General features: G+C 61.9%; 28 protein-coding genes and 1 pseudogene. 10 read left to right on the forward strand and 19 right to left on the reverse strand.

Going from position 1 to position 25,498, the window contains the following annotated elements:
- Positions 1 to 3 precede the first annotated feature (3 nt).
- From era to J0663_RS15890, 5 genes are all read left to right on the forward strand, one after another.
- Entirely contained in the window at positions 4 to 945 is a 942-nt protein-coding gene (era, locus tag J0663_RS15870; RefSeq protein ID WP_207241260.1) for a GTPase Era, read from the forward strand.
- A gap of 147 nt (positions 946 to 1,092) precedes the next feature.
- A complete protein-coding gene (locus tag J0663_RS15875) occupies positions 1,093 to 1,845 on the forward strand; it encodes a Crp/Fnr family transcriptional regulator (protein ID WP_207241261.1) in 753 nt (250 codons plus the stop codon).
- Between the two features lie 104 nt (positions 1,846 to 1,949).
- Positions 1,950 to 2,435 carry a response regulator gene (locus J0663_RS15880; RefSeq protein WP_207241262.1) on the forward strand — a complete coding sequence of 162 codons (486 nt, stop codon included), beginning with the start codon at positions 1,950 to 1,952 and terminating at the stop codon, positions 2,433 to 2,435.
- A 209-nt stretch (positions 2,436 to 2,644) separates the two neighbouring features.
- A complete protein-coding gene (gene recO / locus J0663_RS15885; protein ID WP_207241263.1) occupies positions 2,645 to 3,415 on the forward strand; it encodes a DNA repair protein RecO in 771 nt (256 codons plus the stop codon).
- 100 nt (positions 3,416 to 3,515) lie between these two features.
- A complete protein-coding gene (locus J0663_RS15890) occupies positions 3,516 to 4,511 on the forward strand; it encodes an aldo/keto reductase (protein ID WP_207241264.1) in 996 nt (331 codons plus the stop codon).
- 50 nt (positions 4,512 to 4,561) lie between these two features.
- Here the strand turns inward: J0663_RS15890 and J0663_RS15895 are convergent, their stop codons facing one another.
- The 5 genes from J0663_RS15895 to J0663_RS15915 form a co-directional block, all read right to left on the reverse strand.
- The gene (locus J0663_RS15895; protein ID WP_207241265.1) at positions 4,562 to 5,419 is read right to left on the reverse strand and encodes an MOSC domain-containing protein; all 858 of its coding nucleotides are present in this window, start codon (positions 5,417 to 5,419) and stop codon (positions 4,562 to 4,564) included.
- Between the two features lie 149 nt (positions 5,420 to 5,568).
- Entirely contained in the window at positions 5,569 to 6,213 is a 645-nt protein-coding gene (locus J0663_RS15900) for an HD domain-containing protein (protein ID WP_207241266.1), read from the reverse strand.
- 399 nt (positions 6,214 to 6,612) lie between these two features.
- The gene (locus tag J0663_RS15905; protein ID WP_207241267.1) at positions 6,613 to 6,960 is read right to left on the reverse strand and encodes a YciI family protein; all 348 of its coding nucleotides are present in this window, start codon (positions 6,958 to 6,960) and stop codon (positions 6,613 to 6,615) included.
- A gap of 26 nt (positions 6,961 to 6,986) precedes the next feature.
- The gene (locus tag J0663_RS15910; RefSeq protein ID WP_207241268.1) at positions 6,987 to 7,325 is read right to left on the reverse strand and encodes a YjiS-like domain-containing protein; all 339 of its coding nucleotides are present in this window, start codon (positions 7,323 to 7,325) and stop codon (positions 6,987 to 6,989) included.
- 236 nt (positions 7,326 to 7,561) lie between these two features.
- Positions 7,562 to 9,466 (reverse strand): putative bifunctional diguanylate cyclase/phosphodiesterase, encoded by a 1,905-nt coding sequence (locus J0663_RS15915; protein WP_207241269.1) that lies wholly within the window; start codon positions 9,464 to 9,466, stop codon positions 7,562 to 7,564.
- A 411-nt stretch (positions 9,467 to 9,877) separates the two neighbouring features.
- On the opposite strand from J0663_RS15915, the gene J0663_RS15920 reads away from it, so the two are divergent.
- A complete protein-coding gene (locus J0663_RS15920; RefSeq protein ID WP_207241270.1) occupies positions 9,878 to 10,231 on the forward strand; it encodes a hypothetical protein in 354 nt (117 codons plus the stop codon).
- 126 nt (positions 10,232 to 10,357) lie between these two features.
- Positions 10,358 to 10,873 (forward strand): superoxide dismutase family protein, encoded by a 516-nt coding sequence (locus tag J0663_RS15925; RefSeq protein WP_207241271.1) that lies wholly within the window; start codon positions 10,358 to 10,360, stop codon positions 10,871 to 10,873.
- 28 nt (positions 10,874 to 10,901) lie between these two features.
- On the opposite strand, the gene J0663_RS15930 is transcribed toward J0663_RS15925, so the two are convergent.
- From J0663_RS15930 to J0663_RS15965, 8 genes are all read right to left on the reverse strand, one after another.
- Positions 10,902 to 11,786, reverse strand: coding sequence for a mechanosensitive ion channel family protein (locus J0663_RS15930; RefSeq protein WP_207241272.1), 885 nt, complete (start codon positions 11,784 to 11,786; stop codon positions 10,902 to 10,904).
- A gap of 58 nt (positions 11,787 to 11,844) precedes the next feature.
- Positions 11,845 to 12,375 (reverse strand): tyrosine phosphatase family protein, encoded by a 531-nt coding sequence (locus tag J0663_RS15935; RefSeq protein ID WP_207241273.1) that lies wholly within the window; start codon positions 12,373 to 12,375, stop codon positions 11,845 to 11,847.
- Positions 12,372 to 12,944: an HD domain-containing protein gene (locus J0663_RS15940; protein ID WP_207244517.1), complete on the reverse strand. Its 573-nt coding sequence runs from the start codon at positions 12,942 to 12,944 to the stop codon at positions 12,372 to 12,374. The genes J0663_RS15935 and J0663_RS15940 overlap by 4 nt, the downstream gene beginning before the upstream one ends.
- Positions 12,945 to 12,973: 29 nt before the next feature.
- Complete coding sequence (gene ygfZ / locus J0663_RS15945; RefSeq protein WP_207241274.1) at positions 12,974 to 13,819, reverse strand: CAF17-like 4Fe-4S cluster assembly/insertion protein YgfZ; 846 nt, start codon at positions 13,817 to 13,819, stop codon at positions 12,974 to 12,976.
- A gap of 97 nt (positions 13,820 to 13,916) precedes the next feature.
- Entirely contained in the window at positions 13,917 to 14,675 is a 759-nt protein-coding gene (locus J0663_RS15950; protein WP_207241275.1) for a hypothetical protein, read from the reverse strand.
- 16 nt (positions 14,676 to 14,691) lie between these two features.
- On the reverse strand, positions 14,692 to 14,949 hold the full coding sequence (locus tag J0663_RS15955) for a hypothetical protein (RefSeq protein WP_047616277.1): 258 nt from the start codon (positions 14,947 to 14,949) through the stop codon (positions 14,692 to 14,694).
- 103 nt (positions 14,950 to 15,052) lie between these two features.
- Positions 15,053 to 15,493 carry a TIGR02301 family protein gene (locus J0663_RS15960; RefSeq protein WP_207244518.1) on the reverse strand — a complete coding sequence of 147 codons (441 nt, stop codon included), beginning with the start codon at positions 15,491 to 15,493 and terminating at the stop codon, positions 15,053 to 15,055.
- 34 nt (positions 15,494 to 15,527) lie between these two features.
- Positions 15,528 to 15,944, reverse strand: a complete 417-nt coding sequence (locus J0663_RS15965) for an NUDIX hydrolase (RefSeq protein WP_207241276.1) — start codon at positions 15,942 to 15,944, stop codon at positions 15,528 to 15,530.
- A 182-nt stretch (positions 15,945 to 16,126) separates the two neighbouring features.
- Between J0663_RS15965 and J0663_RS15970 the strand changes: the two genes are divergently transcribed.
- Both J0663_RS15970 and J0663_RS15975 read left to right on the forward strand, forming a co-directional pair.
- Complete coding sequence (locus J0663_RS15970; RefSeq protein ID WP_207241277.1) at positions 16,127 to 16,447, forward strand: YnfA family protein; 321 nt, start codon at positions 16,127 to 16,129, stop codon at positions 16,445 to 16,447.
- Between the two features lie 107 nt (positions 16,448 to 16,554).
- Positions 16,555 to 17,319, forward strand: coding sequence for an SOS response-associated peptidase (locus J0663_RS15975; RefSeq protein ID WP_207241278.1), 765 nt, complete (start codon positions 16,555 to 16,557; stop codon positions 17,317 to 17,319).
- Between the two features lie 144 nt (positions 17,320 to 17,463).
- Here J0663_RS15975 and J0663_RS15980 read toward each other — a convergent pair whose 3' ends face one another.
- The 5 genes and pseudogenes from J0663_RS15980 to J0663_RS16000 all read right to left on the reverse strand — a co-directional run bounded on the left by J0663_RS15980 (position 17,464) and on the right by J0663_RS16000 (position 23,733).
- A complete protein-coding gene (locus tag J0663_RS15980; RefSeq protein WP_207241279.1) occupies positions 17,464 to 17,610 on the reverse strand; it encodes a hypothetical protein in 147 nt (48 codons plus the stop codon).
- Between the two features lie 271 nt (positions 17,611 to 17,881).
- Positions 17,882 to 18,727: a CDP-diacylglycerol--serine O-phosphatidyltransferase gene (gene pssA, locus J0663_RS15985; protein WP_207241280.1), complete on the reverse strand. Its 846-nt coding sequence runs from the start codon at positions 18,725 to 18,727 to the stop codon at positions 17,882 to 17,884.
- A 9-nt stretch (positions 18,728 to 18,736) separates the two neighbouring features.
- Positions 18,737 to 19,435 (reverse strand): phosphatidylserine decarboxylase, encoded by a 699-nt coding sequence (locus J0663_RS15990; protein ID WP_207241281.1) that lies wholly within the window; start codon positions 19,433 to 19,435, stop codon positions 18,737 to 18,739.
- 131 nt (positions 19,436 to 19,566) lie between these two features.
- Positions 19,567 to 21,444 carry an ABCB family ABC transporter ATP-binding protein/permease gene (locus J0663_RS15995; RefSeq protein WP_207241282.1) on the reverse strand — a complete coding sequence of 626 codons (1,878 nt, stop codon included), beginning with the start codon at positions 21,442 to 21,444 and terminating at the stop codon, positions 19,567 to 19,569.
- Positions 21,445 to 21,679: 235 nt separating this feature from the next.
- Positions 21,680 to 23,733: pseudogene (locus tag J0663_RS16000) on the reverse strand (LysM peptidoglycan-binding domain-containing protein).
- Between the two features lie 155 nt (positions 23,734 to 23,888).
- Between J0663_RS16000 and J0663_RS16005 the strand changes: the two are divergent.
- The gene (locus J0663_RS16005; RefSeq protein ID WP_207241283.1) at positions 23,889 to 24,512 is read left to right on the forward strand and encodes an LOG family protein; all 624 of its coding nucleotides are present in this window, start codon (positions 23,889 to 23,891) and stop codon (positions 24,510 to 24,512) included.
- 46 nt (positions 24,513 to 24,558) lie between these two features.
- Here the strand turns inward: J0663_RS16005 and J0663_RS16010 are convergent, their stop codons facing one another.
- Entirely contained in the window at positions 24,559 to 25,494 is a 936-nt protein-coding gene (locus tag J0663_RS16010; protein WP_207241284.1) for a LysR family transcriptional regulator, read from the reverse strand.
- Between the last annotated feature and the right edge of the window lie 4 nt (positions 25,495 to 25,498).

Genomic DNA, 25,498 nt, shown 5'->3' on the forward strand with positions numbered 1-25,498 from the left:
ACAATGACACAAGACGAAAATATCGCGGCCGAGGCTGCTGCAGAAACCCATGGCCCGACTCATTCGGGCTTCGTTGCGCTGATCGGGCCGACCAATGCCGGCAAGTCGACGCTGGTGAACCGCCTCGTCGGCGCCAAGGTCTCGATCGTGAGCCACAAGGTGCAGACGACGCGCGCGATCGTGCGCGGCATTGCGATCCACGACAATGCCCAGATCGTCTTCATGGACACGCCAGGCATCTTCAAGCCGCGCCGCCGGCTCGATCGCGCCATGGTGACCTCGGCCTGGGGCGGCGCCAAGGATGCCGATCTGATCATGCTGCTGATCGATAGCGAGCGCGGCCTGCGCGGCGATGCCGAAGCCATCCTCGAAGGCCTCAAAGAGGTGCAGCAGCCGAAGATCCTGGTGCTCAACAAGATCGACCGCGTCAACCGCGAGGACCTGCTGGCGCTGGCCGCTGCCGCCAACGAGAAGATCGCTTTCGACCGCACCTTCATGATCTCGGCCGAAAACGGTTCCGGCTGCGACGACGTCATGGACTATCTGGCCAGCACACTTCCCGAGGGACCGTGGTACTATCCGGAAGACCAGATCTCCGATCTGCCCATGCGCCAGCTCGCTGCCGAGATCACCCGCGAAAAGCTGTTTCTGCGCCTCCACCAGGAGCTTCCCTATTCCTCGCATGTCGAAACGGAAAAGTGGGAGGAGCGCAAGGACGGCTCGGTGCGGATCGAGCAGGTGATCTATGTCGAGCGTGACAGCCAGAAGAAGATCGCCCTCGGTAAGGGTGGCGAAACCATCAAGGCGATCTCGACGGCCTCCCGCAAGGAATTGTCGGAGATCCTCGAGCAGTCGGTGCATCTCTTCCTCTTCGTCAAGGTTCGCGAAAACTGGGGCGATGATCCCGAGCGGTTCCGGGAAATGGGCCTCGAGTTCCCCAAATAAGGATGGCAACGATTCTATCGGATAGCCTCCAGCCCATTGTTTCTTAGGCAAAAATCCGTCTCGTTGCGGAACGAATCCGAGCTTTGTGCATTCCTTGGTGGGCGGCGCGGTTGACGATCCGCCATTTGCGCGACCGCAGGGCAGGGCATGGCAACGTCGAAACGCATCCATTCTTTCAAGACCCCTTGCGAGCAATGTCCTTTGCGGCCCCTGCCGCATTTCAGGGAGTTCAGCCGCGACGAGTTGGAATTCGTTTCGCGTTTCAAGCGAGGCGAACTTGCCGTCGATGCCGGTTCCACCATTCTTGTCGAGGGCGCTCACAGCGCTCATCTTTTCACCGTGCTTTCCGGCTGGGGCTTCCGCTACAAGATGCTGGAGGACGGGCGCCGCCAGATTCTGAACTACATTATGCCGGGCGACCTGATCGGTCTTCAGGGAACCATCGCCGGCGAGATGCAGCATTCCGTCGAGGCGCTTTCACCGGTTTCCCTCTGCGTCTTCGAGCGCGACAGACTGATGACGCTCTATAACAAGCATCCGTCGCTTGCCTTCGACATCACCTGGATCGCCGCGCGCGAGGAGCGGATACTGGATGAGCATCTCCTGAGCATCGGCCGCCGCACGGCACTGGAAAGAGCGGCCTATCTGATCGCTTTTCTGTTCGAGCGCGGCAGGAAGCTCGACCTCTTCAACGGCCGCAAATTCATCCCCATCACGCAGCAGCACATCGCCGACACCCTCGGTCTTTCCATCGTTCACACCAACAAGACCCTGAGAAAGCTTGGAGAGCGCGGTCTGATCCGCTGGCAGGAACGCGGCTGCGAAGTTCTGAACGGCGAGGAATTGATGGCGATTGCCGGTTGGGACGGGCTCGCAGAGGGCAAACGTCCCTTCATCTAAGTGTGGCGCCCGCTTATGTCTTTTTTAAATGCGCTTTAGCATCTGGGAAAATAAGGTCAGCCGGTATCTTCCTCCGACTTGATTCTTATCGACCGGGCAGAAAAATGTTTTATTCGGAAAAGAGTGTCGGAATCACCGATAGCATGCCGTGCGGGGCATCGGAGGGCAATGATGTTGGCGAAACGACCGGGGCTCTGCGACAGGCCTCCCACGAGGGGCATGGAATCATGAACCCACTGCGTGTTTTGGTTCTTGAGGACAGTCTGATCATCGCGATGGAGGCGGAGGATATTCTGCGCCTGGCGGGTGTCGACGGCATCGATATTGTCTGCGGTCTCGAACAGGCAAGAGCCGCCATCGCTGCGGAGAAGTACGATTTCGCCCTTCTCGACGTCAACCTCGGCGAGGGCATGAGTTTCGGATTTGCCCGCCATCTTCTTGATGTCGGCATCCCCTTCGGTTTCGTCAGCGGTTATTCCGACATACGTGACTTCCCGTGCGACCTTCAGCACATACCGCTGTTGGTGAAGCCGTTCGACGAAACGGCGATGCGCGAATTCCTGCAAAGGCTTGTGCCGGCTGCGGCATGACGCAATCGCGTGACGGAAGCCGGATCTGCTTGTGAGCGCCGGCTGACAACCGCTCCGTGCTCTTCATCACGATCCTTTGAGTCACCTTTGCCAAAGGGCGCGCAAAGACGTGCTATCAGTTTGATACTGCGGGCAATCCTTCGGGAAATCGATTCCGATCTGTCGAGTTATGCGCTAGGATGCAATTCATCAGCCGCAGGGATTTTTCTATGCAGTGGCAGGACCACGCCATCATTCTGGGCGTCAAACGCCACGGCGAGACGAGCGTCATCGCCGAGGTGATGACGCGGGATCGCGGCCGTCACCTCGGTCTGGTGCGTTCCGGTCGTTCGCGCGCCATGCAGCCGGTGCTGCAGCCGGGCAATGCCGTCGAGGTCATCTGGCGCGCCCGGCTTGACGAACATCTCGGCGAATTCCGCGTCGAGCCGGTGACGCTGCGCGCCGCCCGCCTGATGGAAACGGCGACCGCCGTCTATGGTGTTCAGGCGATGGGCGCTCTGCTGCGCCTGCTGCCGGAGCGTGACCCCCATCCGCACCTCTACGACGCCCTGGAAGTGATCCTCGATCACCTGCACAATCCGGCCGATGCCGGCGAGCTTTTCGTGCGTTTTGAGCTGGCGGTGCTGAACGATCTCGGCTTCGGTCTCGATCTCGCCGAATGCGCGGCGACCGGCGCCCGTTCCGATCTCGCTTATGTCTCGCCCAAATCCGGCCGCGCCGTCAGCCGCAGCGCCGGCGCGCCATGGGCGGACAAGATGCTGATCCTGCCGCCCTTCCTTGGCGTCGAAGGCAATCATGCAGCGGACGCCGACAGCCTTGCAGCCGCGTTCCGTCTGACCGGATTCTTCCTGCATCGCCACGTTTATGAACCGCGCGGCATGGAGGCTGCGGCAGCGCGTGACGGCTTCGTTCAGGCCGCACTCAAAGCGCTCAATCCAGCCTTGCGGACGCTTTCCGGTTCGAGTGGCGTTTCCGCCTGAGCTCGTTTTTTGTTGCTGCAAAACATTCTCCGGATTTGGCGGTTTACCCGCTGACGGGTGGCTCCTATCTCTCGAAAGATTGGCAATCAAGGAGGATCCCATGCTGACCAAGACCGCATCACCGACGAAGATCACGCTCTGGAACGGCCGCGAAATTCCGCGCCTCGGCATGGGATGCTGGGCAATCGGCGGCCCTTTCTTCGCCGGTGACACGCCGCTCGGCTGGGGCGAAGTCGACGATAATGAATCCGTCGAAGCGATCGGTCGCGCCATCGCACTCGGCATCCGCTTCTTCGACACCGCCTCGAACTACGGCGCCGGCCATTCGGAGGAGGTGCTCGGCCGGGCGATCGGCAATCGTGACGACATCATCGTCGCCACCAAGTTCGGCTTCGCGACCGATCCCGAGACGAAGCAGGCAATCGGCGCCTTCGCCGACGAGGCTTTCATTCGTCGCTCGGTCGAAACATCGCTGCGCCGTCTCAAGCGCGAGCGCCTTGATCTCCTGCAGTTTCACCTCAATGATTTTCCGCTGGAACAGTCTGATGCCGTCTTCGAGACGCTGGAGGCGCTGCGCGCCGAAGGCAAGATTGACGCGTTCGGCTGGAGCACCGATTTTCCCGATCGCGCCACCCGCCACGCCGGCCGCGCAGGCTTTGTCTCGGTCCAGCATACGATGAACGTCTTCGAGCCGGTGCCGGAGATGATCGCGGTGGTCGAGCAAAAGGGCTTGATCTCGATCAACCGCGGTCCATTGGCGATGGGGCTGCTCACAGGCAAGTTCACGGCCGGCAAGGCAGTGGGCGCCAAGGATGTCCGCGGCGCTGCCCTCGACTGGATGGTCTATTTCAAGGACGGGCGCATGGCTCCGGAATTTGCCGCTAGGCTCGATGTGGTCCGCGATCTCCTGACCTCAGGCGGCCGCACACTGACGCAGGGCGCGCTTGCATGGCTCTGGGCAAGGTCACCGCGCACCTTCCCCATTCCGGGCTTCCGCACCGTCGCCCAGGTAGAAGAAAATGCCGGCGCGCTGGAAAAGGGACCGTTATCGGTGGACGTTATGGCGGAGATCGATGCCGCACTCGCGCGCGTATAGGTGGAGCGCAGTTTCCTCCCCACTCATTCATGTGAAGAGCACAATTCGACCTAGCCTTGTGCGCGAACCTTCAGCGCCCAGCCTTCCGGCCTTTCTTCGACGATTTGAACGGTGTCACCGATTGTGATCTTGCCGCTGCCCCGCGGGGTGACGTTCCAGCCGAAGAGCGGTCCGGGTACACGCCGGTCGGCGGACATGCGGATGCGGCCCATGGCCGGCATCGGGTTGGGCACCTCGCGGGAACCGGTCAGCTGGTCTTGCGTCGTCATGATGCAGCGGGAGCAGGGTTTGACGAGATCGAAGCGGATCCCGGCGATCTCGATCGCCGCCCAGCGGTCTTCCGGCCAAGCGTCGTCCGTATCGATGACGATATTCGGACGGAAGCGTTCCATGCCGACACTGCCTTCCCCATGGGCGGCGAGATCGGCATTCAATGCTTTCAGCGAGCCTGTCGTCGTCACCAGGATCTGGTAGCCGTCGGTAAAGGTGACGGGCGTGCCTTCGCCGGCCCATTCGGGGTTCGCCGTCCGCCGGGCCTGCCCGTCGAAGAAGACCAGCCGCACCTCGCGGCCAAGCCACTCGGAAAGCCGGCGGTTGCAGTCGGGATCGGCGACGGCGGCGCTGACGGTCGATTTCCACACGGTGACATCCATGCGGGCTTCAGGCCGAGGCGGCGGCACGGATATGTCAGGCCTTCCCTGCAGCAGCAGCCGAAAGACGTCAGCTTCCGGCCGTATCTCGATGCGCGCCAGGTCCGGCAGTTCGCGCTGGGTGATGAAGTGACCCTGGGGATCGGTGATCATCGCCCGCCGGTCGCCGGCAAGCCCGTAGGCGCCGATCTCGGCGGCAGGCAGCGCAATGGCGCGGGCGCTCTTGAGCGGGTAGATGAAGAGGTCGCTGATGCGCATGCCGTTCTCCTGGATCTCGTCTGCTAGAGCGCGTCGCGATCTTTCCGATTCGCTCCTTGCGCTTTGGCGCTTTGTTTTTACGCATGTCTCGGCAAAGGCGTTTCACGCTTTGCCGGGCAATGCCGCTGCACACTTTTGCGCGACAGGCCTTAGATTTCGTCCATGAATGCCGCGAGGAAATCGCGCAGGCTTCTGTCGCGTGCCGCCGCGATCCGGCGGCCGGTCTCGGTCTGGAATCCGTCCGCCAGTTTGAACAGCTTCATCTGGAAATGGTCAATGGCATAACGCTTGTCGTCGAGGGCACGGTTCGTTGCCGCAGGATCGAATGGATCGTAGAGCTCCGATCCCATTCGCCCGCCGATATAGAAGCAGCGTGCCACGCCGACCATGCCGATCGCGTCCAGCCGGTCGGCATCCTGCAGGATCTTCGCCTCTAGCGTCTGCGGTGGCACTCCGGCGGAGAAGCTATGGGCGGTGATGGCGTGGGCCGCCGCTTCGATATCTGCCTCGCTCCAGCTGAGTTCGCCTAGGATGACCGATGCCTTTTCCGCCGCCAAGGCCGATGCTTTGGACCGCAGCGGCGAGTTCTTCTCGACGGCGACGCAGTCGTGCAGCAGCACGGCGGCGGCAAGGACCCGCCCGTCTCCGCCTTCGCCCGCATGGATGCGCATTGCGTTCCTGAAGACACGCAGGATATGGGCAAGATCGTGCGAGCCGTCGTCGCCCTCGGCCGCGTGTGCGATCAGTGCGGCTGCGAGTGTGTCATGAGGGGAAAAGGCTTCGGCCTCAAGCATTGTGCCACCTCTTATTGGTAAATCGTCGACAGGACGCCAGTGGAGCGAAGGCAGCTTTGGCGAAGCGACGCCGCTACGAACCTGCGGATTTCGAAGCCGGGTTTGTAACGGCTTAGCGTGCGAGTCGCAATCGAAGCGTAACCGGTGTTTCGCTCCCACGTTGCTCTCGCCGCTCTGATCTGTGATCGGCTTTCCGTGGACGAGCAACGGGAGTTTCTCCATGGAGAGTACATTGGAGTTTCTCACAGTCTGGACGTGAGGTTCACCGGCATTGGTCTGATGAGGTCAAGGCACAGATTGTTTCGGAGCGCCTGCGGCCGGGCGCGTTGGTGAGTGAGGACACTGAGCGACAATCATCTCCCAACCTGGCGGACGATGGCGCTTCAGGGCACTTAGAATCTAAAAGCCGGCGGTCTCGCGCACCTCGATCGCCCCCATTCGAGCGAGCGGGTCCCGCTCCGCGATCTCCATTGCCTCCGCAAGGTTCTTCGCTTCGACGAGCAGGAAGCCACCCAGATGCTCCTTGGTCTCTGCGAAGGGTCCGTCGGTCCAACTCGCCTTGCCGGCCCGAACGCGCAATGTCTTTGCGGTCTTTGGGTCGGCAAGAGCGTTGGAGGCGAGATAGTGGCCTGATCGTTGGAGTTCTGCATTGGAAGCCAAGGACTCGCGGTCGATCTCGGCCCACTCCTCCTTACTGGCGGCATCAGCAAGTGTTTGATCGATGTAGAAGAGACAAAGGTAGCGCATGCGGTTCCTCCATGGTGCCGTCGATGTTAGTCGCAGTTGGACACCGCGTTTCGACAAAGAGCAAAAAAATGCTGCCAGTTCTGCTTATCCGGTGAAAGCTGCTTACTGCTCTGCGTGACCAGTGCCTGATAGTGCCTCTTGTTTGCTTCGCTTTGCTTTCCAGCCCTCTGATCGTCTGGGCGGGGAGGAAGCCATTCCAAGCCGATGTCACGGAGCAGGCGAGAGTCAAGCCGCGAGAGCTCGCTCAAGTTTCGGCGGGACCGTCGCTGATGCTTCAGCAGCATCCACACGGCTTGCAAGCTGCGCACGACACCGAGGTGCGGCGACTGTAGTTCGACGTGTCCGAAATGCTTGGTGGCAGCCATACTTCTCTCTCCTTTGACTGGCTCACGGCGCTCCGTCTTAATCGAACAGGATCGGCCGAAATCGACACGTGGGTTTCAGGAGCTTGATCCGAGCGGGTGACAAGACGGTCACCGCAGCTTCCGAGGTAAGGTCCGGAAGTGGCGCATTATTGCCATCTCTGTCACAGCGATAGCATTCGAAACGGCCCAACGCGTGGTCAATGTGCGAGGAAAACAGCGCTGGCATCGGAGCGCTGTCAGCGCTCGAGCCTGGGAGAATCCGTCGCTCCGCTGCTCTTCGGCGGCAGGGAGAGAAGATGAGGCACATCCCGGGCCGGGCGCGGCGGACTGATGTGATAGCCCTGGATCTCGTCGCATTCCTCGCATTCGAGCAGCGTCATCTGGGCGGCGGTCTCGACGCCTTCGACGGTGACACGCATGCCGAGCGCATCGCCGAGCAGGATGATCGCGCGCATGATCGCGTGCGCTTCCTTGTTGTCGATGATGTCGTTGACGAAGGATTTGTCGATCTTGATCTTGTCGAAGGGAAAGCTCGAGAGATAGCTCAGCGAGGAATAGCCGGTGCCGAAATCGTCCATCGAGATGCGGATTCCGCGCTGCTTCAGGGCGTGCAGGATCGGCAGCACCTCGTTGAGGTTCTCCATCAGCACGCTCTCGGTGATTTCGAGTTCGAGCCGCGACGGCGCCACCGCGGCGGCGGCAAGCGCTTCGCTGACGTCCTGCGTCAGGTCGCTGCTGCTGAATTGGATCGCCGAAACGTTGACTGCGACCTTGATGCCTTCCGGCCATTGCGCCGCATCCTTGCAGGCACGGCGCAAAACCCAGCGGCCGATATCGACGATGAGTCCGACTTCCTCCGCTAGCGGAATGAAATCCATCGGCGGTACGCGGCCTCGGACCGGATGGTTCCAACGGATCAACGCCTCGAAACCGCAGATCCGCCGCTCGGAAAGATCGTAGAGCGGCTGGTAATGCAGTTCGAATTCCTCATTCTCGAGGGCGGCGCGAAGATCTGCCTCCAGCGCGTGGCGCAACTGCATCTGCGCTTCCATCTCGCCGGTGAAGAAGCGCTCGCGCTTGCGCCCGTCCGCCTTGGCATGCGACAGCGCCACGCCGGCATTTTTCAAAAGGATATCGGTTTCCTCGCCGTCCTGCGGAGCGATTGCAATCCCCATAGAGACGCTGAGCTCCACCTGTTTCTCGCCGTTCAGAAATGGCTCGGAAAGCTGGCGGCGAATCCGGTCAGCCAGCGCCGTCACGTTCGAGGGCTGCTGCTTGCCCGTCTGCAGGATGGCGAATTCGTCCGAACCAAGGCGCGCCAGCGTGTTTTCCGAGCCGGCCGAAGCGCGGATGCGTTCCGCGACCTGCTGCAGGATCTTGTCGCCGACCGACACGCCGATTGTATTGTTGATCGATTTGAACCGGTCGAGATTGAGGTGGACGAGGGCAATCTGCTGGTCCTGCTTGCGCTCGGCGAGCGTCGCATCGACCTGTTCGCGGAAATATATCCGATTGGGGAGCCCGGTCAGGGGATCGTGGTGGGCAAGATAGGTGATCCGCTCGGCTGCCTTTCGATCCTCAGTAACGTCGGCATGGATGGCGATGTTGCTTCCGTCGGAGAGGACAGTCACCATGCTTTGAATGATGCGGCCATCATGCATCAGCCATTCGCGCCGACGGATGCTGCCGCTTCCGGCCTTGGCCGAGGCGGGCCGTGCGGTTCCTCGAACGAGCTTGGAGGCAGTGCTTTCGTTGCCGCGCATTTTGTCGACGAGTTCGGCGATCGTCGCGCCCGCGGCGATATCTTCCTGCGTCAGGCCGAAGAGCTGATGGAAACGGACATTGTAAAGCGTCAGTCGCTGCTCGGCGTCGAAGACACTGAGGCCGAGCGGCAGGTTGTTCAGGACGATCTCGAAGAGTCGTTTCTGTCCGTCGAACGCCTGACTGAGGGCCGACAGATTGCCTCTCAGCGTTTGGTTTTCCCTTAGCAGGGTTTCCGCGCTTCTTTCGATCGCATCATAGTCGCTTTCATGGCCGCGATAGGTTGCGATCACCAGCTCCATCAGACGCTGCGCATCGATCGATCCGTCGGCCATCACAGCCTCTATGCATTGTCGCCAAAAGAGCGCTTCGGCTTTCATGGGAAAGCGTCTTGGAGCATGGCAATGGGAAAGGCTGCCCGCGCCTGATGAACGTGCCTCAAAATGCCGAACATGAAGACCCTTCTAAGACCAACATCGAAATTAGCTTTATGCGCTGAACGTCTAGTGGTAATGCCCGGTGACCATTTTGGAGCGGCCGGATTAATATTCGGTTGCAGTGCAGCAGTGGTGCACGTCGGTAGACGTCTGTTTTCTCTGTTGAAAACCACTGAAATACCGGGAAAGGCTTGGCCGAAGGCTGCTCCGAGTCCGCTCCGTTAACTTCTGTCAATCATTGTTAATGAGAAGTTAACAACTTATTGACGCACTGCGCAAATCAGTTTAACCACCGAGTCAACAGTTCGTTCCCACCTCGTATTGCGTACAAACACCACCGGCAAAAGGCGGTGAATGGAGGTTTGTATGACCCGCACCACATCCGTTTCAGACACGTCATATGCATATCTTGCGACGCTTTCCCGGCTCGATTCGAACGGTGACGGCGTGCTCAGCCGCGGCGAACGAGCCGCCGACGAGAAGCCCGGCATCATCAAGGAACTTCTGGAAGAAGATACGGGGAACCAAACCCAGCCCAAATTTTCGGGCAGCCTGATCGCGCTGATGATGGACACGCGCGATAGCGGCACGACAAGCAGCATTGCCGTACCCTATCCGTTGCAGCAGACCTCGCCCGCGACGGGCAGTCAATCCGACGATCTCTACCGCAACACCTACGGCCAGTTCGATTTCGACGCCGTCGCCTGACAATGTCTGAACTCCCGTGATCTGCAAGCCGGCCCCGTTGGTCGGCTTTTCTCGTTGGATGCTTCGCAGAGGAACACCTTCCGGGCTGACACGTTCAGAAGGACAACCGGACGGAAGGAGATCTCCATGAAAGCCACGCGCGTCATCGCCGCCCTGAGCCTGCTGGCGACTGCCTTGCCGGCAGGCGCTCAGGACAAGCAGACGGCGGTCGCCAATTTCCTCGGCAAGGACGGCAAGGAAACCGGCCGAGCCCAATTGACCGCCGCCGCCAATGGCGGCGTCCTGATCGAGGTGGAGATATCGGGGCTGCCGGCGAATAAATGGGTGGCCTTTCATGTTCATGAAACCGGCCGCTGCGACGCGGCGACCCATCACGAGTCGTCGGGCGGCCATTTCAACCCGGGCTCGACCGAGCACGGCATCCTCGCCGCCAAGGGGCCGCATGCCGGCGACATGCCAAATCAATATGTCGGCCAGGACGGCGTGCTGAGGGCCCAGATCTACGACGGCATGGTCACGCTCGACGGCAAGAAAGACGGCATTCGTGGCCGCGCATTGATGGTGCACGCCAATTCGGATGACAATCGCAGCCAGCCATCCGGGGATGCCGGGGAAAGGCTCGCCTGCGGCGTGGTCCAATAGGCCGACGACCGCCCCGCGCTGCAATGTTTCACTGTCGTGTCGGCTTTTCGGCCGTCGCCGCGCCGTTGGATCTTCTTCCCGGCGAGGAATTTCCATCGTCCCGCATAGCGGCCGGACCGCTCTTCTCGTCGAAGGCAAGTTTTACCCGTTTCACCATGTCGCGGCTGACCTGCCACCAATCACCGGTTTTTGCCCAGTAGCGCAGCGTCAGCGATATCGTGCTGTCTCCGAGGCTGTCGATGAATACGCTGGGTGCCGGTGACTGCAGCACCCTCGGGTTGCCTTTGGCAAGGCCCATCAACGTCTCCATCGCCAGGTCAAGGTCATCCTCACGAGAAATGTTGATTTTCAGGTCGTTCTGCCGCGTTGGTTCGCGGCTGAAGTTGGTGATCGGCGTGTTCCAGAGCGTCGAATTCGGTGCCAGCCGGTAGAGCCCGTCGCCGGTTCTGAGTTCCGTCGCAAACAATCCGATTTCGCGCACCGTGCCGGCCACGCTGCTGGTTTCGATATATTCGCCGACGCGGAACGGCCTGAGGATCAGCAGCATGATGCCGGCCGCGATATTCTGCAGCGTCCCCTGCAGCGCCAGCCCGATCGCCAGGCCGGCCGCGCCGAGGGCGGCGATGATCGAGGCGGTTTGGACGCCGAATTGACCGAGCACGGTAATGAACACCAGGATCAGCAGCGCATAGCGCACCACATTGGTGAAGAAGCGGGCCAGTGTCTCGTCAATGCCATGGATGCGCGACAAGCCCTCATAGGCCCAGCGGCTGACAAAGCCGGCGAGCGTCCAGCCGATGACGAGCAGGATGACGGCGCCGAGGATGGAGAAGGAATATTGGACGGCAAGCGCACTTGCCTGGCTGAGTGCCGTACGGGTGGCGAGGAGGACATCGGCTGCTTGTTGTTCCATGATCAGGCCCTGAGGATTGTTCGTGGTCGAGGCCTAGATGGAGCAGCCTGCTGCAGCGTCAACCGGAAGCAGTGTCCCGGATTGCCAGCACGAAGGGCGCGTTTCCGTCGGCATCGGCGCCGCGCCCGATTGCCCGTACGGCCGCAACCAGTCGGCCGCCGCGGTTCAGCAACGTATCGCCGATCTCGATCAGCCGGACGTTCGGTGTCGCGAACGGCGAGGTGGCGCGCAGCCGGCGGGCAAGCTCTGCCTCGTCCTGATCCGGCGCGATCGACAGCGCGGCGATCAGGGCTCCGGCCGGCGATCGCGACACGCCCATCCAGCAATGGATGAGCAGCGGAGTCTCTTGCCGCCACGACGCGGCAAACGCGATGATCGCCTGCACATGCGTTTCGTCAGGTGCCACGAGTCCGCCGGTGCCTTTGAAGGCGATGTCGTTCATCGAGAGCGTCAGGTGACGATCGGGCGCGATCACGCCCGGCCGATGAAAGGCCTGTTCTTTGGCGATCAGGCTGATCATGTCGCGCGCCTTGTGGCGCACCGCCATTTCGGCAATGCGTGACAGCGGCGAGACGACGATAAAGCTCAAGATACCACCCTCCGCTCTACCTCGATTGCCGCGAAGCGCTCGCAGAACAGCCGCTGTGCTTCGACCGCCGGCAGAGGCTCGATCATCAGCATCTCCTTGCTGATGCCGCGCGGCTGGCCGAAGAACTTCTGCGCCTCGGCCGGCGTGAAGCCGGCAAGCACGGTCGCCTCGAAATAGGCGGCGATCGTGTCGGCCTTCTTGATCCGGTCTTTGAGGTCGCGGGAGGGATGCGGCGGCAGGCCGAAGCGCAGGTGCACGGCGGCCTCCAACCGGGTTTCCACCATCTTGTAACCGCCGCCGACCACCGATTTGAACGGCGAGATCATGTCGCCGATCACATATTCCGGCGCATCGTGCAGCAGCGCCATCAGACACTCCTCCGGGCGCGCCTGGTTGATGCGGCGGAAAATATCTTCGACGACGAGACTGTGCTGTGCCACTGAAAAAGCATGATCGCCTGATGTCTGGCCGTTCCAGCGCGCCACCCGCGCGAGTCCATGGGCGATATCGGCAAGTTCGACATCGAGCGGCGAGGGGTCGAGCAGATCGAGCCTGCGGCCGGACAGCATGCGTTGCCAGGCCCGCGGAACTTTGGCGGTCACGCGCTGGCCTCGTCGGGGCTGGTGGGGAAGACAAGGCCCGACCATTGGGGCAGGGCGAGAGAAACCGGCGTTTCGCCGGCGAGTAGCGGCGTGCCTTCCGCCATCGCGGCGCCGGCGCGGTCGATGCGCACGATCGCAAGTCCGCTGCCGCCCTCGACCGAACCGAGTGTCCCCACAGGCTTGCCGCCCGCGGTAATCTCCGTGCCCGCTCGAGGCAGAACCGTTGCGGCGGACACCGTGACGACGCGCCGGCGTGCGGTGCCGCGATGCTGCATGCGCGAGACGACTTCCTGGCCAACATAGCAGCCTTTCTTGAAGGAGAGGCCGCCGTTGAGATCCATCATCACGTCATGCGGGAAGGCATCCTGCAAGGCGTAGTCCGATCCTGACGTGACGATACCATGGCGGATGCGCAGCGCGTCGTAGAGCGACGGCGGGTCATCGCCGTGCCGTCCCGCCAGGCGGCTCAGCGTGACGCCCGCCTTGGCGAAGCGGCTGTCTCGCATGGCCCGGGCGCTACCGGCATCATCATCCCAGGACACGGTGACGCCCTCTTCGGCATACGGGTCAAGGGTGATGGCGGCGCGCAGCTTGTACATCGTCAGTCGCTTCAGCAGGCCGTCGCGCTGGTCGGCATCCGTTTCGATGAGGTAGCCGTCGCCGTCCTGCCAGACCATGAAGTCGAACAGGATCTTGCCCTGCGGCGTCAGCAATGCGCCGGGCCGCGCCTCGTCCGGCGCAAGCGAAACGATATCGGTGGTGATCAGGTTCTGCAGGAAGGATTGGGCATCCGCGCCGCCGACGGAGAGCAATGAGCGGTCTTTCAGGAATACGGCTGGCATGGCGGAACCTGTCGCGTTGTTCGTCGCTCAGAGGTATGACTTCGTGACGCGGATCGCAAGCGCCATGCGACTTGCGGAAGGCGCATGCGAGGTGGCGTCAGTCGCCCGCCGTGAAGAATTTCCACTTGCCCTCGGGCGTGATGCCGAGGCGGTAGAAATTATAGCCACCGAATTCCTGCATGTCGGAAAGGTCGCCGGCGGTCACGATGCGCAGCAGCTCGACTCGCTCCGGCGGCGTCAGCGACTTCAAATCCTTCTCGGCAAAATAGGGCCAGACATACATGTCGTCGGGTGTGCCCTGGCCGACATGGACGAAACCGGTGGAGACGATATCGAGCATGATGGCGAGGATTTCGTCCCCATCGGGATCGCCGGAAAGATCCTTCAGCGTGCCGACCGGGTCGTCGGTCGCCTCGCCCACCGTCACCTGCGTCTGGTCTTTGCCGGAACCCATCAGCGGCCGCAGCCGTTCAAGATCGCCGGAGGCCGCGGCCTCGACGATCTGTTCGCGCATCTTGCGCACCGGCTCGGGCGCCTTGCTGATGTCGTAGATTACCTCGACCGGCTTGGATGCGTCCTGCGCGCCTGGCGTCTTGTCGACGCCCTGACTGTTCTGGCTGTTGACCAGCGGATCGGCCATGGGAACGCCGGGGGTGGAGCCCCCTTGAGGCTGGCTCTGCCCCTGGGCAGTTCCTTGGGCGGGCGGCGCGTCGCCGGGGGCCTGGCCGGGGATCTTGTGCAGTTCGGAAAGCGCGTAGGCCGAGGGCGCGAGGACGGCATTGCCGGCGGCAAGGCTGAACGCAAGCAGCACCGGCGCGAGAGGGATTCGCGAAACTTTCTCTTTACCGGTGCGCATCAAACTCTCTGATAGGTTATTGCAGGGTGCGGTTCGCGGAAAATTCGCCGGCAAGCATGCGCTCGCGCAATGAATCAAGCAGGGCTTCGGCGCTGTTTTCCCCATGCAATCTGATGGTCTCGCGCAGGGCATGCGCGATGGCGGCGTCGGCAATGATCTCAGGTTCGATTCCGTCGGCCATGCCGTCGGCCCAAGCCTCGTTCTGGTACTCCAGAGCCGCCTGCATCTTCTCGTGGACGATCATGTCGTCGATGTCGTTGAGGCTTGCTTCCATTGTCTTTTCCTCAGAACTTCTCATGTCTTACTGCACCGTTAACAACACTAACAGCCTTTTCCCAAAACGACACGTCCGCATGCGAAAACAGGTTAATTAATCGTCAATTTCCAAAGCGTGAGGTAATTTCTGTGGCAAGTGTTGCACCTTCGTTACGGTAGCGCTCTTCTGCCACGATGGCGGCCGGCGTGCAATCCGTATAGACGGAGGCAAAGGCGCGATAACCGCGATTGAAGGCCGCAGTCAGCTTTTCCCTGCGCTGCGGCTCGTTGCCGGTCTCCGAATCGAGGAGCCGCTTCATGCCGTCTCGCCATTCATCACCACCCGCCGCCTTGCACAGCGTTCGCAGATAATGCACCGAACCCAGCACCTCGGCGAACCGCGCCAGCTTGTCGTCATAGGGCACGGTCGCGACCGGCGGCGCGATCTCCTCCTGTGGAGGCGGCGTAGTCTTGCCCTGCGCCATGGCGGGGCCGGCGAGCACGAGCAGGCACAGGACAAAGCGTCGAACGGGAATCATGCCCCTAGTTGATACATTGAGCATGACGGCAACAAGGCGGGCGTGAAAGTTTCCACTTCTATTCGCCACCAGCCAGCCGCTCCGCGCATTCGAGCACGCTTTGCGGCACAGGCAGTCGCCGGATCTCCTCCACCGTGTACCAGCCGAGCGCCGCCGCATCGTCGGCGGCCTCCGCCACCATTTCCCGGTCGGCGTCGACGCGAAAGACGGAGAGGAAGAAATGGCTCTTGACGCTGCCGTCGGGCCCATGCGTCTTGAGGTCATATGTCGAAAACAGCCGCGGATTATGCGCTGAGATGCCGGTTTCCTCGCGGAACTCCCGCAGCGCCGTCTGCTCCGGCGTCTCGCCAGCCTCGGCCCGCCCGCCGGGAAAGGCATACATGTCGGCAGAAGGCGGATTGCGCCGCAACACCAGAAGGAAGCGTCCATCGCGTTCGAGAATGGCGGAGGAGGCGGCTTTCGCGGTTGAGGTCATCGGGCTGCTCTTGCTGTGACGGCCTATTCTATCCCATAGGCGGATCATTGCACGCCGCTGCTGTCTGGCCTCCCCAATTTTTTGTGGGGTAGCTTTCAAACAGGCCCCCAAAAGCTGCGCGGCGGTTCCGGAGGTAGCGACATGTGTGCAACAAGTTGTCGAAATATTCGAAAGGGCTTTGCGTGACTTATATGATTTACGCCTTTGCCGCCATCTTCGAGATTGCCGGATGCTTCGCCTTCTGGGCATGGCTGAAGCTCGAAAAGCCCATCTGGTGGGTGGCGCCGGGCATGATCTCGCTCGCGCTCTTCGCCTGGCTTCTGACGCTGGTGCCGAGCGAAGCGGCCGGCCGAACCTTCGCGGCCTATGGCGGCATCTATATTTCCGCTTCGCTCGTCTGGTTGTGGCTGGTCGAGGGCCGCGTGCCCGATCGTTACGATTTCGGTGGCGGACTGATCTGCCTTGCGGGGGCGAGCGTCATCCTCTTTGCGCCGAGAGGCTGAAACACGCCGCGCAAGAGCATGCAGCGCCATTTCCGAGGATTGTTTCCGATTTCGGAGCGCTGCCCGGATGACTTGACCGGACTCGGGGCGGGTGCAAAGAGAGGCCTATGTGTGGACGTTTTGCCCTGACATGCTCCGTTGCCGACCTGAGCGACTTCTTCTCCGGTCTCGATCTCGACGACTTTCCGGCGCGCTACAACATCGCGCCGACGCAACCGATCCTGGTGGTCATAGCAGGCGAGGGCAGGGAGCGCGGCAGCAACCTGCCCGACCGGCGCGCCGTGCTTGTGCGCTGGGGCCTGACACCCGGCTGGGTCAAGGATCCGAAAGACTTCCCGCTCCTGATCAACGCGCGTGCCGAGACCGCGATCGGCAAAGCTTCTTTCCGCGCTGCCATGCGCCATCGCCGTGTGCTCATTCCCGCCTCCGGCTTTTACGAATGGCGTCGTCCATCCAAGGAAAGTGGTGAGAAGCCGCAGGCCTATTGGATCAGGCCGCGCCGGGGCGGGGTCGTCGCCTTTGCCGGTCTGATGGAGACCTGGTCCTCGGCCGACGGCTCCGAGGTCGATACCGGAGCAATCCTGACGACATCGGCTAATGGGGGCATATCGGCGATCCACGATCGCATGCCTGTCGTCATCAACCCGGAGGATTTTTCGCGTTGGCTGAATTGCAAGACCCAGGAGCCGCGCGAGGTGGCCGACCTCATGCAGCCCGTTCAGGACGATTTCTTCGAGACCATCCCGGTCTCCGACAAGGTCAATAAGGTCGCTAATATGGGGCCCGATCTGCACGAGCCGGTCGCGATCGAAAGGCTGCTAAACGCGCCGGAGAAACAGCGGCCGGGCGACGGCCAGCTTAGCTTCTTCTGAGCCCTGTCCGCCGCGTCCCGCTCGCTGGCCCTATTCGCATTGTCAGCGGTGGCTGCCGCCGGCATCGGAAGCATGGCGCAGTCTTGGGTTCGAGACATGCCGGAGATCGAACAGCTGAGGCGCCGGTCGCTGAACCGCGCTGTTTCAAGCCGATTTCTTGACGTTGTCCGGCTTGTTCTTCGCCATCAGCGATGCAGCGGCAACGGCCTTCAGGCCGACGGGGCGATAATTGGCGGTGAGGTCAGGCTTGGTTGCCTGCTGCTCTTCGCCACTGCTCTTCTTCGAGGTCACGCTACTCTCCATTCGTGGTTCTTCCCTGATCTGTTGTTTGGTTACAAATAGCGACGAAACGGCGACGCAGCCGATCAGGATTTGTAAACACACACCATAATTCGCGAGGCTTAACTGAAGCCTACGTTGGTTAATACTTACTGAAGGGAGGTGTTCCAACAAAAGTGGGGCCGCGCTTTTTCGCAGAGCGCGACTTTTTCCGCGGAGCGCCTGAGAACAAAGGGATAGGGAAGCATTTTCCATGGCTCAAAAACCGGGGAAATGCTTCGGGTCAGATGTGGCGACCGATATCGTCGTCGCCGACACCCGGTTCCTCGATCGTCAACGTTCCGTATTTCCGCCGCCATTTGCGCGCGCCGAAGGGAAGGGAGACGAGATAGGCGGCAACGGTGAAGACCATCACCTCCCAGGTGTAGCTCATCAGCAGAGCCACATAGAGCACGACGCCGAGCATCATCGGCAGCACGAGATCGCGCCGCAGCCGGTTGCCTTCCGATTTGCCCGACCAGACCGGCAGCCGGCTGATCAGCAGGAAGGCGATGCAGACGGTGTAGACCGCCGAGATATAGGCGAAGGTGCGGTCCGTCGCCAGCCCCAGGAAGCCGAGATAGACCGGCAGCAAGACCAGCATGGCGCCGGCCGGCGCAGGTACACCGACAAAATATTCCGACTGCCAGCTCGCCTTGTTTTCACGCTCGGCCATGACGTTGAAGCGGGCAAGGCGAAGGCCTGCGGCGATCGCATAGATCAGCGCGGCGATCCAGCCGAGCGAACGGGCCTGGTCGAGGGCGAAGACATAGACGACGAGGGCAGGTGCGACGCCGAAATTGACGATATCGGCAAGCGAATCCATCTGTGCGCCGAACTTCGACGTCGCCTTCATCAGCCGCGCTACGCGTCCGTCGATGCCGTCGAGGAAGGCGGCGAGCAGCACCATGGCGACCGCAAGCTCGTAGCGGTTCTCGAAAGCCAGCCGGATGCCGGTCAATCCGGCACAGATGGCCAGGATGGTGATGAGGTTCGGAAAGACGAGCCGCAGTGGGATCTCGCGCAAACGCGGACCGCGGGCGGAATCATCCGGCCCGTTGGGTTCGAAAGGCGGAAAGGGCGTTTCCATATCGCGTTCCTAGCTGCGGCGGCTGATGACGGGACCCTTGGCGGAGGCGAACTCGGCGATGACCGTTTCCCCGGCAATCGCCGTCTGGCCGAGCGAGACGCGCGGCGCCGCACCGGCGGGCAGGAAGACGTCGAGGCGCGAGCCGAACCGGATCAGTCCGAAGCGTTCGCCGGCGTCCAGCGGCTCGTTGGGGTTTGCCCAGCAGAGAATGCGCCGCGCCACGAGGCCGGCAATCTGTACGACGCCGATCTGGCCGTGACGGGTTTCAATTACCAGCCCGTTGCGTTCGTTGTCTTCGCTGGCCTTGTCGAGCTCGGCATTGACGAAGCTGCCCGAGCGGTAGTTTATGCTGACGATGCGTCCACGCATCGGCGCCCGGTTCACGTGGCAATTGAAGACGTTCATGAAGACCGAGATGCGCAGCATCGGTTCCGAGCCGAGGTCGAGTTCGGCCGGCGGGGTCACCATCTGGATCGCCGAAACCTTGCCGTCGGCGGGAGAGATGACGAGATCGTCGTCCTGGGGGGTTACCCGCTCGGGATCGCGGAAGAAATAGGCGCACCAGATCGTGAAGATCATGCCGATCCAGAACAGCGGCTTGAAGATCCAGCCGAGAACCAGCGAGGCGACGAAGAAGGCGGCTACGAAGGGATACCCTTCCTTATGCACGGGAACGATCGTGTTGCGAACCGTGTTGAACAGGCTCATGGCTGCCGGTCTCCTTGCGTTGTCGTTTTTGCTGGTTAGCGAAAAACCGTATCGAGGGCAATGCTGCGGCACCACACCCGGTTCCCACGCCGGGGTTCTGAACAATAAAAGCGACGTTATCGATTTTCTGTTCAGCTTGCCGGGGCGAGCCGGCTGATCACGCCCAGTTCGTCGCTTTCGCGCACCTGCTTCAGATGTTCCTCCGCCTGTGTCGCCTCGCGCTGGCGGTTCCACATCGAGGCATAGAGGCCGTTCCTTTCGAGGAGGGCGGCATGCGTTCCACGCTCGGCGATCTCGCCGCTTTTGAGCACGATGATCTCGTCGGCGCCGATGACCGTCGACAGCCGATGAGCGATAACAAGCGTCGTCCGGTTCTTCGAAACCACATCGAGAGCGGTCTGGATTTCCCGCTCCGTCGTCGTGTCGAGCGCCGAAGTCGCCTCGTCGAGGATCAGGATCGGCGGCGCTTTGAGGATGGTGCGGGCAATTGCCACCCGCTGCTTCTCACCGCCGGAAAGCTTGAGTCCGCGCTCGCCGACCTTGGTCTCGAAGCCTTCGGGCAGCGTTTCGATGAAATGAGCGATCTGCGCTACCTCTGCCGCCGCAAAGACCTCGCCGTCGCTGGCCGATGTGCGGCCGTAGCGGATATTGTAGGCAACCGTGTCGTTAAACAGCACCGTGTCCTGCGGCACCATCCCGATCACCGAGCGCAGGCTCTTCTGCGTCACCGTGCGGATATCCTGGCCGTCGACCGTGATGGTGCCGCTCTGGATATCGTAGAAACGGTAGAGCAGGCGCGACAGCGTCGATTTGCCAGCACCCGACGGGCCGACGACGGCGACCGTCTTGCCGGCCGGCACCTCGAAGGAAATGCCTTTCAGGATGGGACGGGCCGGATCATAGGCGAAGTGCACGTCCTTGAAGGAAATCGCGCCCTGGCCGATCCGAAGCGCGACGGCGTCCGGCGCATCCTTGACCTCGGCCTCCACCTCGAGCAAGTCGAACATCTGCTCGATATCGGTCAGCCCCTGGCGGATTTCGCGGTAGACGAAACCGATGAAATTGAGCGGTACTGAAAGCTGCAGCAGCATCGAATTGACGAAGACGAAGTCGCCGACCGTCTGCTCACCTCGCTGCACGGCCAGCGCCGACAGCACCAGCATGATCGTCGTGCCGATGCCGAAGATGACGCCCTGACCGAAGTTCAGCCAGCCGAGCGAGGTCCAGACCTCGGTCGCCGCCTTCTCGTAGCGCTCCATCGATTTGTCGAAACGCTTCGCCTCCATTTCCTCATTGCCGAAATATTTGACGGTCTCGAAATTGAGGAGGGAGTCGATCGCCTTGGTATTGGCGTCGGTGTCGCTGTCGTTCATCGACCGGCGTATGGCGATGCGCCAATCGGATGCGCGGATGGTGAACCAGATATAGGCCCAGACGGTAAAGGCGGTGACGGCAAGATAGGAGAAGCCATAGCCCCACCAGAAGATCACCGCCGTCAGCAGGAATTCGATGACGGTCGGGACGGAATTGAGGATCGTGAAACGCACGATCGTTTCGATGCCCTTGGTGCCGCGCTCGATGATGCGCGACAGCCCGCCGGTCTTGCGCTCCAGATGGAAGCGCAGCGACAGCTCATGCATGTGCACGAATGTCTTGTAGGCGAGCTGGCGCACTGCATGCTGGCCGACGCTGGCAAAGAGCGCGTCGCGCAGCTGGTTGAGGCCGAGCTGGATCAGCCGGGTGACGTTATAGGCAATGACAAGGGCGACGGCCCCGGCAAGGAGCGGCGGCACCGCGCCGGCCAGATCCATCCTGCCGTTCAGCGCATCGGTGGACCACTTGAAGAAATAGGGGACGAGCAGCAGGACGAACTTGGAGACCAGCAGGTAGACCGAGGCCCAGACGACGCGCATCTTGAGATCGGCTCGCCCGGCCGGCCACATATAGGGCCAGAGGTTGAAAAGCGTCCGCAGCAGATGTGATTCCGAGACTGTCTTGCCGTTTGCCATGCCGTGTCTCCAGCCCGGATGAAATTAGTCGCGGTTGCGGTGCTACGGTGTCCGGCAAGGCGTGGGCCAGGGGCGCGCCAGAAACGCGCGCCCCGATCCTGACACGCCACCGCCACATAGGGTGCCGGGCCGAGGAATGCAACAGGTGCGGCCTTCAGGAAAAGTGAGGCCGGGCGTCTATCCCGCCCGGCGCCCGGCTTCGTCATGTCACGTACCCCGTGAGGCGTCGCGCTTATCAGAGATGCTGCTTGGAGAGCCGTTTGCGGTGCAGTTCCTCGGCGTTCGGCAGCGCGTCCTTCGGCAGGCCGAAAATCTGGCCGGGACGGATGCGGTCGGGGTCGATGATCTTGTCCTCGTTGGCGATGTAGATCGTCGTATAGCGCACGCCGAGGCCATAGGTCCGCCGCGAGATCTGCCACAGCGTGTCGCCGCGACGGATGATAACCGCCGCATTGTTTGCCGTCAGCGGCGCCTGCTCGATCGTCTTCGGCTGGCTGCCGGCGGCGTCGTTTGCGGCGGGCGCGGCCGGCGCGTCGGTCAGTTCGCTGATGATCGCACCCAGCCCGTCCAGTCCGGCGCCGACGGACGTTGCATCCTTCGGCAGATCCTGCAGCACTTTCAGCGCCTTGGCAGCGGTCTGCGACGAGGAGCTGGAGGTCTGCTTGAAGGTGTCGGAGGCATCCGCTGCCGGGCGGAAGTCGGCGACCGATCGCAGCGCGAATTCCGTTGCCGAGCGCGCCGCCGCAAGCTGTTCGGCGCCGGGCAGCTTGCCATCGGCAAATAGCCCCTTCAGCAGTCCGAAAGCCTTGCCGGCGTCGGCTTTGAGCTTGCCGAGTTCGCCTTCGTCGAGCGGCACCATCGCGGAGGCGCCGTTCACGTCGGCGGGGCCGGCCTGAGCGGCGACCCTCACCTGGTCTCCCGCCGGGCGGTTGAAGTTCACCGCGGCGCGCACGATTACCTTGCCCGCCGGGTCGACGACATCGACGCGGATCTTGTGGTCGCCGACTGAGAGTGCCGCGACGCCATCGATGACGAAATGGCCGTCGGCGCCGGCCGTGTCCTGGCCGACAAGAGTGTCATCGGCATAACCGAGAACCTTGGCATTGGCGCGCGCCGTGCCGGCAATGAAAATCTTGTTGCCCTCGATCTCGACGGCGTTGACCCTCACGTCGGGCGCAGTCGCCGCGCCCGGTGAAGCTGCACCGGGAACGGCCGGAGCCGCATCCGTGCCGCCGGCGGAGGCGTCGGGCAGGCCTGGCGTCTGCAGCGCCAGCTCACCGGTCGGTGCTGCTGTTGCCGCAGGAGCATCGGTTGCAGCGGGTGCGGTCGCGGTCTCGCCAATTGCCGGCTTGTCCGATGCCGCCGGAGTGGAGGCGTCGGCGACTTCGGTTCCGCCTTTCGGCGCCGTAATGATGCGGCTTGCCGCGCCGGGCTTGGAGACCATGGCGAGCAGGTTGGCGCCGTTACCGTCCTTCGGCACGGAGACGGTGGCGACTTCTTCGGAAAGCGCGGTCTTGCCATCCTTGCCCGTCACCTTGAGCACGAGTTGGTGGTCGCCGGCCGAAAGCGGATTGTCGAGGACGGCGGCGAAATCGCCGCTCGGACCGACGTCGGCCGTCGTCACCACCTTTTGGCCGTCGAGCACTTCGAGCTTGCCGTTCGGCTCGGCGGAGCCGGCGATGACGGTCGATCCGTCCGGCTCGACGCGCAGGACGTCGAAGGCGGGAAGTTTCGGGCCGGCATTCGCGGCCGCGGTGGTCGCTCCGGGGCTGGCTCGGGTGCGCCGGTCAGCGCCGCCTCGGCCCTGGCAATAGCGGCTGACGCATCAGAGATATTTTCGGGCAGCGACTGCACGATGGCGAGCGCCTTGGCGCCGCCTTCCTTGGCCTTGGCGGCAACGGCCTGCGTTGCGGGGTCGAGCCCCTCGGGAACGGTGAAGCCGGCAAGCGCGGTGAGCGCATTGACCGTCTTGGTCTTGGCGGCGGTGACGACATCGATGGCCGGGCCTTTGCCGTCGGCAAACAGCGCCTTGAGCTCGCCGAGCGCAACGCCGGCGTCGGCGGAAAGGCGGCCCAGCTGGTCAGCGACCGCAGCCGAGTCGGCCACGGCCGAACGCGATGTCTTTGCCGCTTCGTTAACCGTGTTCTTGAGCTCCGTGCTCGCTTGGTTGATGGCGTCGCCGACCTTGGTTGCATCGCCGCCGATGCGCGGCATAACGACGAACACCATCAGTAGGATTGCGATTACGAGTACTGCAAGGGCCAGCAAGCCGGCACGGTTCTTCATCATTATGTCTCCCAGGGCGGCAAATTGCCGTAGTACCGAAAATTGCTAGCGATTCCCGTTGCTTTTCACAAGCATTCAAAGCAATTAGGCAAGCTAGGCATGCTGCTTTTCAGTCAATTTTCTTGACTGCATTGAAATGGAATAGTTGTTTTGCCTCTATGACCGAACAATCTGTATCGATTCGATCCATCTGCGTTTACTGCGGCTCAAGGCCGGGACGCGATCCTTCCCACATGGCGGCCGGGCGTGCTCTCGGAAGAGAGATCGCCGAATACGGCCTGCGCCTCGTCTATGGCGGGGGTACCAAAGGCATCATGGGCGCGGTCGCGAGCGGAGTGCTTTCAGGCGGCGGTCAGGTCACCGGCATCATCCCGGAATTCCTGATCGATATGGAGGCGACTCGCCATTCGCTCGGTCAGCTCAACGAACTCATTGTAACGCCGGACATGCATGCGCGCAAACATACGATGTTCGAGCGTTCCGATGCCTTCGTCGCACTGCCCGGCGGCATCGGCACGCTGGAGGAGATCGTCGAGATCATGACCTGGGCGCAGCTCGGGCGCCACGAGAAGCCAATGGTTTTTGCCAACATCAATGGTTTCTGGGATCCGATGATGGAGCTGATGCGCCATATGACCGAAGAAGGTTTCCTGCACACCGCCCACCGGGTGCAGCCCCTCGTCGTCGACGACGTCTCCGGCGTCATCCCGGCGATCATGGCCCAGGCATCTCAGCTCGCCGCCGACCGCGGCGGCGAGGACGAGGTGATCTCGAAGATGTAGGCGGAGCAGGCGACCCTGGAGCAGTCTAGCTTTCTGGCAGGAAAATTCAGCTGTAAGCCGCAACTAGCTGCGTCACCTGCGATCGCATCCATCGATTGGCGGGATCATTGTCACTTGCCGCGGACCAGACCATCGATATCGGGCTTACCGTGAGATCGAGGGGAACGTCGGCGACCGCCAAGCCGAACAGCCCGGCATACCGCTTCACGATTCTGGTTGGCAGGGTCGCGATTAAGGGTGCTTCCAGGACAGAGGTTAGCACCGTCAGGAATTCCGGCGCTGCCACCGACACGTCGAGCCGCACGTTGATCCGCTTCAATGCCTCGTCAATGCAGCCTTCGATGGCGTCCTTCTGCGAAACCAGGGCGTGCTTCAGCCCGACATAGCTGTCGCGATCCAATGGTTCGGGGATATCGAGAAGCTTGGGATTGTAGCAACACATCAGCGATTGTTCGAACAGCAGGCTCCGCCGATGTCTGCTGTTGCCGTCATCGTAGCAGCCGACGCCGAGATCGATGACGGTATCGTCCAGAAGCTTGTGGACCATCTCTGGATCGACCGCACGGGCAAGCACCCTGATGCCGGGCGCCGTCTCGTTCAACATGGCGGCAAGACGCGGCACGAGCAGCACCTCAAGCTCGCTGGAAAACCCGATACGGAATATCTGTTCGGCCTCACCGGGCTCGAAGGTCGCAGGCGATACGATCGCCTGCTGCGTACGGCTGAGGATCTGCTCCACGGCCTCTGCAAAACGCAGAGCGCGATGGGTGGGCTGCATGACCTGGCCGACACGCACGAACAGCTCGTCCTGAAGCAATGTCCGAAGCGTTCCGAGATTGTGGCTCATGGCGGGCTGCTGAATTTTCAGACGGACAGCAGCTTTGGTCACACTCCGCTCCTTCATGAGAGCATCGAACGCAACGAGCAGGTTCAGGTCGAAAGACCACAAATTGAAATGATCGATGGAGACAATTTCATTCATCGAT

It is taken from the genome of Rhizobium lentis, from assembly GCF_017352135.1.
In the GTDB taxonomy this organism is placed as follows: Bacteria; Pseudomonadota; Alphaproteobacteria; order Rhizobiales; family Rhizobiaceae; genus Rhizobium; species Rhizobium lentis.

What these genes read in the sequence shown, in the direction of transcription:
- era (WP_207241260.1), top strand. Translation starts at nt 4, where the DNA reads ATGACACAAGACGAAAATATCGCGGCCGAGGCTGCTGCAGAAACCCAT.
- J0663_RS15875 (WP_207241261.1), top strand. Translation starts at nt 1,093, where the DNA reads ATGGCAACGTCGAAACGCATCCATTCTTTCAAGACCCCTTGCGAGCAA.
- J0663_RS15880 (WP_207241262.1), top strand. Translation starts at nt 1,950, where the DNA reads ATGTTTTATTCGGAAAAGAGTGTCGGAATCACCGATAGCATGCCGTGC.
- recO (WP_207241263.1), top strand. Translation starts at nt 2,645, where the DNA reads ATGCAGTGGCAGGACCACGCCATCATTCTGGGCGTCAAACGCCACGGC.
- J0663_RS15890 (WP_207241264.1), top strand. Translation starts at nt 3,516, where the DNA reads ATGCTGACCAAGACCGCATCACCGACGAAGATCACGCTCTGGAACGGC.
- J0663_RS15895 (WP_207241265.1), bottom strand. Translation starts at nt 5,419, where the DNA reads ATGCGCATCAGCGACCTCTTCATCTACCCGCTCAAGAGCGCCCGCGCC.
- J0663_RS15900 (WP_207241266.1), bottom strand. Translation starts at nt 6,213, where the DNA reads ATGCTTGAGGCCGAAGCCTTTTCCCCTCATGACACACTCGCAGCCGCA.
- J0663_RS15905 (WP_207241267.1), bottom strand. Translation starts at nt 6,960, where the DNA reads ATGCGCTACCTTTGTCTCTTCTACATCGATCAAACACTTGCTGATGCC.
- J0663_RS15910 (WP_207241268.1), bottom strand. Translation starts at nt 7,325, where the DNA reads ATGGCTGCCACCAAGCATTTCGGACACGTCGAACTACAGTCGCCGCAC.
- J0663_RS15915 (WP_207241269.1), bottom strand. Translation starts at nt 9,466, where the DNA reads ATGAAAGCCGAAGCGCTCTTTTGGCGACAATGCATAGAGGCTGTGATG.
- J0663_RS15920 (WP_207241270.1), top strand. Translation starts at nt 9,878, where the DNA reads ATGGAGGTTTGTATGACCCGCACCACATCCGTTTCAGACACGTCATAT.
- J0663_RS15925 (WP_207241271.1), top strand. Translation starts at nt 10,358, where the DNA reads ATGAAAGCCACGCGCGTCATCGCCGCCCTGAGCCTGCTGGCGACTGCC.
- J0663_RS15930 (WP_207241272.1), bottom strand. Translation starts at nt 11,786, where the DNA reads ATGGAACAACAAGCAGCCGATGTCCTCCTCGCCACCCGTACGGCACTC.
- J0663_RS15940 (WP_207244517.1), bottom strand. Translation starts at nt 12,944, where the DNA reads ATGCTGTCCGGCCGCAGGCTCGATCTGCTCGACCCCTCGCCGCTCGAT.
- ygfZ (WP_207241274.1), bottom strand. Translation starts at nt 13,819, where the DNA reads ATGCCAGCCGTATTCCTGAAAGACCGCTCATTGCTCTCCGTCGGCGGC.
- J0663_RS15950 (WP_207241275.1), bottom strand. Translation starts at nt 14,675, where the DNA reads ATGCGCACCGGTAAAGAGAAAGTTTCGCGAATCCCTCTCGCGCCGGTG.
- J0663_RS15955 (WP_047616277.1), bottom strand. Translation starts at nt 14,949, where the DNA reads ATGGAAGCAAGCCTCAACGACATCGACGACATGATCGTCCACGAGAAG.
- J0663_RS15960 (WP_207244518.1), bottom strand. Translation starts at nt 15,493, where the DNA reads ATGCTCAATGTATCAACTAGGGGCATGATTCCCGTTCGACGCTTTGTC.
- J0663_RS15965 (WP_207241276.1), bottom strand. Translation starts at nt 15,944, where the DNA reads ATGACCTCAACCGCGAAAGCCGCCTCCTCCGCCATTCTCGAACGCGAT.
- J0663_RS15975 (WP_207241278.1), top strand. Translation starts at nt 16,555, where the DNA reads ATGTGTGGACGTTTTGCCCTGACATGCTCCGTTGCCGACCTGAGCGAC.
- pssA (WP_207241280.1), bottom strand. Translation starts at nt 18,727, where the DNA reads ATGGAAACGCCCTTTCCGCCTTTCGAACCCAACGGGCCGGATGATTCC.
- J0663_RS15990 (WP_207241281.1), bottom strand. Translation starts at nt 19,435, where the DNA reads ATGAGCCTGTTCAACACGGTTCGCAACACGATCGTTCCCGTGCATAAG.
- J0663_RS15995 (WP_207241282.1), bottom strand. Translation starts at nt 21,444, where the DNA reads ATGGCAAACGGCAAGACAGTCTCGGAATCACATCTGCTGCGGACGCTT.
- J0663_RS16005 (WP_207241283.1), top strand. Translation starts at nt 23,889, where the DNA reads ATGACCGAACAATCTGTATCGATTCGATCCATCTGCGTTTACTGCGGC.
- J0663_RS16010 (WP_207241284.1), bottom strand. Translation starts at nt 25,494, where the DNA reads ATGAATGAAATTGTCTCCATCGATCATTTCAATTTGTGGTCTTTCGAC.